This is a genomic window from Exiguobacterium sp. UBA1053, assembly GCF_002316465.1.
Taxonomy (GTDB): Bacteria; Bacillota; Bacilli; order Exiguobacteriales; family Exiguobacteriaceae; genus Exiguobacterium_A; species Exiguobacterium_A abrahamii.
In genome coordinates, this window is record NZ_DCDO01000003.1 from 603,400 (window position 1) to 609,799 (window position 6,400).

At 47.2% G+C, this 6,400-nt stretch carries 5 protein-coding genes and 15 tRNA genes; 1 reads left to right on the forward strand and 19 read right to left on the reverse strand.

Annotation, left to right across the window (positions count from 1 at the left end; all coding sequences use genetic code 11):
• Nucleotides 1-194: 194 nt before the first annotated feature.
• Nucleotides 195-1,970, forward strand: a complete 1,776-nt coding sequence (locus tag B3G15_RS04015; RefSeq protein ID WP_290715955.1) for a transglycosylase domain-containing protein — start codon at nt 195-197, stop codon at nt 1,968-1,970.
• A gap of 1 nt (nt 1,971) precedes the next feature.
• Here B3G15_RS04015 and B3G15_RS04020 read toward each other — a convergent pair whose 3' ends face one another.
• The 19 genes from B3G15_RS04020 to B3G15_RS04110 all read right to left on the reverse strand — a co-directional run bounded on the left by B3G15_RS04020 (nt 1,972) and on the right by B3G15_RS04110 (nt 6,314).
• Complete coding sequence (locus B3G15_RS04020; protein ID WP_029340917.1) at nt 1,972-2,538, reverse strand: DUF5366 family protein; 567 nt, start codon at nt 2,536-2,538, stop codon at nt 1,972-1,974.
• 238 nt (nt 2,539-2,776) lie between these two features.
• Nucleotides 2,777-3,250 carry a tRNA (uridine(34)/cytosine(34)/5-carboxymethylaminomethyluridine(34)-2'-O)-methyltransferase TrmL gene (trmL, locus tag B3G15_RS04025; protein WP_023467320.1) on the reverse strand — a complete coding sequence of 158 codons (474 nt, stop codon included), beginning with the start codon at nt 3,248-3,250 and terminating at the stop codon, nt 2,777-2,779.
• 3 nt (nt 3,251-3,253) lie between these two features.
• A complete protein-coding gene (locus B3G15_RS04030; RefSeq protein ID WP_050677726.1) occupies nt 3,254-3,733 on the reverse strand; it encodes a methylated-DNA--[protein]-cysteine S-methyltransferase in 480 nt (159 codons plus the stop codon).
• Nucleotides 3,708-4,868 (reverse strand): tRNA epoxyqueuosine(34) reductase QueG, encoded by a 1,161-nt coding sequence (gene queG / locus B3G15_RS04035; protein WP_290715963.1) that lies wholly within the window; start codon nt 4,866-4,868, stop codon nt 3,708-3,710. The genes B3G15_RS04030 and queG overlap by 26 nt, the downstream gene beginning before the upstream one ends.
• An 89-nt stretch (nt 4,869-4,957) precedes the next feature.
• Nucleotides 4,958-5,028: transfer RNA gene (locus B3G15_RS04040), tRNA-Gly, on the reverse strand.
• Between the two features lie 38 nt (nt 5,029-5,066).
• Nucleotides 5,067-5,137, reverse strand: a tRNA-Gly gene (locus tag B3G15_RS04045).
• A gap of 4 nt (nt 5,138-5,141) precedes the next feature.
• A tRNA-Leu gene (locus B3G15_RS04050) sits at nt 5,142-5,222 on the reverse strand.
• Nucleotides 5,223-5,258: 36 nt separating this feature from the next.
• Nucleotides 5,259-5,332 (reverse strand) — tRNA-Cys (locus B3G15_RS04055).
• 6 nt (nt 5,333-5,338) lie between these two features.
• A tRNA-Gly gene (locus B3G15_RS04060) sits at nt 5,339-5,413 on the reverse strand.
• An 8-nt stretch (nt 5,414-5,421) separates the two neighbouring features.
• Nucleotides 5,422-5,493: transfer RNA gene (locus B3G15_RS04065), tRNA-Gln, on the reverse strand.
• A gap of 10 nt (nt 5,494-5,503) precedes the next feature.
• Nucleotides 5,504-5,576 (reverse strand) — tRNA-His (locus B3G15_RS04070).
• 9 nt (nt 5,577-5,585) lie between these two features.
• A tRNA-Trp gene (locus tag B3G15_RS04075) sits at nt 5,586-5,656 on the reverse strand.
• 4 nt (nt 5,657-5,660) lie between these two features.
• Nucleotides 5,661-5,744: transfer RNA gene (locus B3G15_RS04080), tRNA-Tyr, on the reverse strand.
• 31 nt (nt 5,745-5,775) lie between these two features.
• Nucleotides 5,776-5,851 (reverse strand) — tRNA-Phe (locus tag B3G15_RS04085).
• A gap of 7 nt (nt 5,852-5,858) precedes the next feature.
• Nucleotides 5,859-5,934 (reverse strand) — tRNA-Asp (locus B3G15_RS04090).
• Nucleotides 5,935-5,942: 8 nt separating this feature from the next.
• Nucleotides 5,943-6,016 (reverse strand) — tRNA-Met (locus tag B3G15_RS04095).
• A gap of 10 nt (nt 6,017-6,026) precedes the next feature.
• A tRNA-Glu gene (locus B3G15_RS04100) sits at nt 6,027-6,101 on the reverse strand.
• A gap of 21 nt (nt 6,102-6,122) precedes the next feature.
• Nucleotides 6,123-6,213: transfer RNA gene (locus B3G15_RS04105), tRNA-Ser, on the reverse strand.
• 26 nt (nt 6,214-6,239) lie between these two features.
• Nucleotides 6,240-6,314, reverse strand: a tRNA-Asn gene (locus B3G15_RS04110).
• Between the last annotated feature and the right edge of the window lie 86 nt (nt 6,315-6,400).

The window sequence follows — 6,400 nt, forward strand, 5'->3', positions numbered from 1 at the left end:
ATTTATGCTCTTTTTTTCAGACAATTCGCGTTGTAAAATCCACAGATACTTCTATATACCCAATCTTTTCTCTTTTTAATATAACATTCCTGCAAAATAGGTTTATTAAAATACAAAAATCGAAAAAAAAATCTATTGATTTCTCCATAAAAGACCGATAATAGGAATGAAATGGATTTTTGAAAGGAGTTCTCATGCGAATTACTACAGGATATCTTGTCTTACTTGGTCTTGCGACGATGCTTCTATTTTCCTTATTTTCAATAAAAGATGAGTTGAAAACAGCACGTACACTTTTTTTCTGGGCCGATGAACAGACGACGCGACATCCACTGACCTCCTATCAACCAATCACCGTAACCTATGAAAACAAACGGGTCGAGCTCTATGACGGATTGCGACGGGATGATCTAACTCCTCGAACATTGCCGAAAAAAGTCGAGCAAGCGTTTGTTGCCATCGAAGATCAGCGTTTCTATCAACATGACGGATATGACATCACAGGAATCTTACGCGCGTTTACAAAAAATCAGTCTGATTCTAAATCTCAAGGTGGCAGTACGATCACACAACAACTAGCAAGAATGACGTATCTATCAAACGAAAAAACATATACTAGAAAAATAAAAGAGTTGTTAATTGCTGTGTCTTTGGAGCAAAAATATTCAAAAAAAGAACTGATGACGGCGTATGTCAATCAAGCCTATTTCGCGAATAATATTTATGGTATCGAACTTGCCGCAAAATCATATTTCAATAAGCCGGCACGCGAGTTGAGTTGGTCTGAAATCAGTTTTCTGACAGCAATTCCGAATAATCCTTCTCTTTATGACCCGCTACGCTTTCCTGAAAACACAAAAAAACGTCAGCAACGAATCGTTCAAGCGTTAATACGCGATCGTGTACTGACGAAAGATTTTGCTATTTCTCGTGTGTCGCCTCGATCCTATAAACCGAGTGTCCCTTATCCAGATTATATCGATGCCACCGTTCAAGCTGCGGTTCGGATGACCGCTCAAAAAAAAGGTTGGAGTGAGAAGCGTGCTGCAGAATATCTGCATCAACAAGGGGCGGTCATCTCGACATATCTCGACTCAGCAGAACAACGACGGGCTAAGGAAGCTCTTCGCAATCTACCCAACCCGATTGAGGGTGCTTATGTTGGCATCGACGGACAAACACACGGGGTCACCGCTCTTGTCGGCTACAAATCGAATTTGACAGGTCAGTTCAACCGAGCAGTGCAGTCGTACCGACAACCTGGTTCAGCCATCAAACCGTTACTTGTCTATGGTCCTTACCTTGAGAAGACGAAAGCCCGCTTATCGAGCACATTAGACGGTAGTCCCGTCTGTATCGATGGATACTGTCCGTCAAATAGCGGAAATCGAATTCTCGGACAAGTAACGATTGCCGATGCGATTGCTTACTCCTATAACACACCAGCTATTCGCGCATTTGCTGTCTCTTTCCGGGAAGGATTGAAGTCGATCCGTCCGTTCCAGTTCAGCCAATGGACGCGCGAGGATGATGCTTTTACAAGTGCTCTAGGTGGGTTGCAATACGGGATCAGTCCGTATGAACTGACAAACGCCTATACCGTATTCGTTAATGATGGGCTCTATCGACCGGCGTCGATGATTAAAAGTATTACGCTTAAGAATGGAACGGTCGAACGACCACAAGAAAAGGAACAACGGATTTGGTCCAGTCAGACGAACCGGGAATTACGGGCTGGTTTGAAAAATGTCATGACGTATGGAACGGGACGCAAAGGATATGATTCCTCTGCGCGCTATATTGGAGGAAAAACAGGAACAACGAACGACAATAAGGACATGTGGTTCGTTGGCATCAAAAATCAACATATCGGAGGGATTTGGCTAGGGGCAGATCGCCCACGTCCCTTCCCTGTTGAGGCAAATGCAACGCTACAGGTCCAGACGTGGGCAAAGATTTTACGTCCTTAAATCAACTCGGAAATAAAATCGCTTCCCCGAACGAATTGAATAAAGTCAGACCGACCCAGGATAGACCAGCAAGCAGAACACCCCAGGCTAAGAAAGAAAAGATAATCAAACCAACGGCTCCTGCTGCACTCGTCATTTTACTGATTTGTACCGTGTAAAAGATGAAGTAGATGAAAAAAGACACAAGCAAGACGATTCCGACATGCAAGAAGGACGTCATGAAGGCGAAGCTAACACAACCTCCGATAAGTAGCAGAATACTTCCCGGACGTAACATGCCGAGTGTCGTTCCCTCTTGTTCCTTGATGAAAAAGGCGAAACCGAGCTGATTGATCGTATCTGACAATAGTTTAAGTGAACTGAAGATCATGAAGTAAACGATCAGGAAGCCGAGCCAAACAACGAGCTTCGTATCGCGTGCCGTCAAGAGTTGTAACAATTCATCGTACACTCCGACTTGATCGAGCCAATGTAGTGCAAGTTCCGTCGTTGCAATCGCAAGGGACGTACTAAATAACAAGATGCTGATCAGCGGAGCATAACTTAATAGGTAAACGTTCGTACGCATGTGGAGTCTCCATTCATAGAAAATTCATATGTAGCACACAATTTCACTTACAGGTATACTATAATAGATTATATCGGTTCAAGAGACTGAAGGGGGAAACAAAAATGGCATTTATCTTAATGGTCGGCGTAAGTCTTGCGTTTTTGACAGCAATCTTCACTGCAGGCTACAACAAAAAACCTGAAGGTAACGAATAATTCATAAAAGCTCCATCCTGATTCAGGATGGAGCTTTTGCTTTATAGAAGACCTGCGTATCCTTGCTGACGCAATGCTTCATAGACGATGATCGCTGCCGTGTTCGAGACGTTCAGTGAACGAACGAGATTCGATTGGGGTAGACGGATACAACGCTCTGCGTTCGCATCGATGACTTCAAGCGGCAATCCTTTTGTTTCCCGACCAAAGACGAAGAAATAATCCTGTTCGACATCCGATAAGTCGATCTGGCTCGGGTACTGTTCTCCATATTTCGTAATATAGTAGAAAATACCTTCCGGATGCTTCTCCCACAGTTCTTCTAACGAATCATGGTAACGGACATCGACGAATTCCCAGTAATCAAGACCTGCACGTTTAAGCTGCTTATCGTCCGTCGAGAAGCCGAGCGGTCGGATCAAGTGAAGGACGGAATGCGTCGCTGCACATGTGCGTGAAATATTTCCTGTGTTTTGAGGAATCTCCGGTTGATACATAACGACATGAATAGCCATGGTTCAATTCTCTCCTATCTCATGCGCTAAAAGCGCTTCTTTATGGGCAATCCCACTTGCAAAACCCGTCAGTTTACCAGTCGCCCCTATGACACGGTGACACGGATAAATTAACGCGATCGGATTCCGGTTCAAGGCACCACCAACGGCTCGTGCTGCCTTTGGTTTCCCAATCATTCGAGCTAGTTCACCGTAACTGATGGTCTGACCAAACGGAACGGTTCGTAAAGCGTGCAACACTTGCTCCGCAAACGGTGTGACACGCAACTGACAAGGAAGTGTATCAAGCGCTTGTCGATCGCCTCCTGCGTAACGATCAAACGCCATGCGCCAAGCTTTCGGTAATTCACCGTCGTCGGTTTCTTCTTGCAAATAGGTTCGAGCACGCTCTTCATTCAATCCAAAATCGAGATACACGATTTGCTCTTTTTCCCATGCGACGAGCAATGTACCAAACTCATAAGTGAGCTGTTGAAATGGCATCTGCTTCCCCCCACTCCTCAAGTAACCGTTGTCCTTCTGTCTGCACATCCACTGCAGTATCGGCTAAAAGACGTGATTCGATATATGACTTTTCTTCAATTCCACCAATTCGACCGACTGCCCAGAGTGCAAGCGCCCGCATGTCTTCCCGGGCATCCGTTTCTGTCATTAACCGTAGCGCCTCAATCGCGCTCTTGTCTCGATAATGGACGAGCGCACAAATCGCATTACGCTGAATCGGCTTCTTTCCACGCCATGCGCCAGACAACGTACCGAACCGGCTCTTGAACTCACGGTTACTCATTGATAAGAGTGGAACTAAGAGCGGTTTGACTTGTTCTGGATCCGGCTGCAGTTCAGCGTGATGTGTCGCATTCTTCTTCCGGTTATACGGACATACTTGCTGACACGTATCACAACCGTATAGACGGTTCCCAAGCGCCATTCGGAATGGTTCTGGTAGTAATGTTTTCGTCTGCGTCAAAAACGAAATACACCGTTTAGCGTCGATGACGCCAGGTTCAACAAGCGCATCCGTCGGACAAGCGTCGATACACTTATTGCATGTCCCGCATAATTCTTCGACTGGCTGATCAGGCGGTAGGACGATATCTGTAATCAGTTCACCAAGATAGAGATAGGATCCGTGCTCCTCACTGATGATTGAGCAGTTTTTCCCACTGAATCCGATACCTGCTCGTTCTGCTACTGCTCGATCGACGAGTTCTCCTGTATCGACCATGGAGCGCGTCCTTGCACCTGGACTCAATTCTTGAATTTTTTCTTCAAGTAACGTCAGGCGTTGTCGCAACGCCTGGTGATAATCCAGTCCCCAGGACGATCGACAAAAAATCCCCCGTCGCTCCCCTTCCTTGCCACGAGGTGCATTTTTGAGAGTACTTGGATACGCGACCGCAATGGCAATGATCGAAGCGGCATCTTCAACAAGTAGAGACGGTGTCGTTCGAAGATCGAGATCGGGCTCTTCAAAACCAGAAGCGAATCCTTTTTCTTGTTGCGCTTTCAAGCGACGTTTTAAGACAAGAAATGGATCAGCCGTCGTCACCTTCAATTCATCGATCCCAATCTCTGCTGCGTACTCTTGTAAAGCTAATTTCAATTGTACACCATCCATCACGATCTACTCCTTTCCTCGTTAAAATCCCATTCCTAAACAAAAAGAGCAAGGTGTCAGCGAAAACGACACATTGCTCTTTTTTGGTAAGCGGGTGAAGGGAATCGAACCCTCGTCATCAGCTTGGAAGGCTGAGGTTTTACCATTAAACTACACCCGCATGATCAGGTGAAACATCAGATTGTGTAAAAAGTATAAAGCGGGTGAAGGGAATCGAACCCTCGTCATCAGCTTGGAAGGCTGAGGTTTTACCATTAAACTACACCCGCAAGATACCGGTGGTCGGAATCGAACCGACACTCCAAAGGAACACGATTTTGAGTCGTGCGCGTCTACCAGTTCCGCCACACCGGCACAATCTCTTGCAAAACTATTTAATTGAGAAATAGTTGGAGGCGCCAGTCAGAATCGAACTGACGATAAAGGAGTTGCAGTCCTCTGCCTTACCACTTGGCTATGGCGCCACTCATTGGAGCGGAAGACGGGATTCGAACCCGCGACCCCGACCTTGGCAAGGTCGTATTCTACCACTGAACTACTTCCGCTTGAAAAGCTGGGCTGGAAGGGATCGAACCTTCGCGTGCTGGAATCAAAATCCAGTGCCTTACCACTTGGCTACAGCCCAATAATAAGAGGGCGACTGATGGGAATTGAACCCACGAATGCCGGAATCACAATCCGGTGCGTTAACCACTTCGCCACAATCGCCATGGTAAACAGGGGCAGCAGGAATCGAACCCGCGCTGACGGTTTTGGAGACCGTAGTTCTACCGCTAAACTATGCCCCTATGGTGGTGGGGGGGGGCGGATTCGAACCGCCGAACCCGAGGGAGCGGATTTACAGTCCGCCGCGTTTAGCCACTTCGCTACCCCCCCACAAATGGGAAAATCATGTTGTTAATAAAGATGGTGGCTTTGGACGGAATCGAACCGCCGACACAAGGATTTTCAGTCCTTTGCTCTACCAACTGAGCTACAAAGCCTTAACAATGGCGGTCCTGACGGGATTCGAACCCGCGATCTCCTGCGTGACAGGCAGGCATGTTAACCGCTACACCACAGGACCGTATGTAATTGCGGGGGCCGGATTTGAACCGACGACCTTTGGGTTATGAGCCCAACGAGCTACCAGACTGCTCCACCCCGCGACGCTATAAATGGTGACCCGTACGGGATTCGAACCCGTGTTACCGCCGTGAAAGGGCGGTGTCTTAACCGCTTGACCAACGGGCCATTATGAATTGAAAGTGATGATGGCGGAGAGCAAGGGATTCGAACCCTTGAGACGCTTTTGACGCCTACACGATTTCCAATCGTGCTCCTTCGGCCACTCGGACAGCTCTCCATTGTACGTGGTGAAGAAGTAATAAATGGCTCCGCAAGTAGGATTTGAACCTACGACCTACCGGTTAACAGCCGGTTGCTCTACCGCTGAGCTATTGCGGAACGATCGCCTGGAAGCGTCCTATCCTCACAGGGGAAAGCCCCCAACTACTTTCGGCGTTCAAGTGCTTAACTTCCGTGTTCGGCAT

Excerpts from the sequence above, each read along its gene's own strand:
- B3G15_RS04015 (WP_290715955.1), top strand. The coding sequence starts at position 195 with ATGCGAATTACTACAGGATATCTTGTCTTACTTGGTCTTGCGACGATG.
- B3G15_RS04020 (WP_029340917.1), bottom strand. The coding sequence starts at position 2,538 with ATGCGTACGAACGTTTACCTATTAAGTTATGCTCCGCTGATCAGCATC.
- trmL (WP_023467320.1), bottom strand. The coding sequence starts at position 3,250 with ATGGCTATTCATGTCGTTATGTATCAACCGGAGATTCCTCAAAACACA.
- B3G15_RS04030 (WP_050677726.1), bottom strand. The coding sequence starts at position 3,733 with ATGCCATTTCAACAGCTCACTTATGAGTTTGGTACATTGCTCGTCGCA.
- queG (WP_290715963.1), bottom strand. The coding sequence starts at position 4,868 with ATGGATGGTGTACAATTGAAATTAGCTTTACAAGAGTACGCAGCAGAG.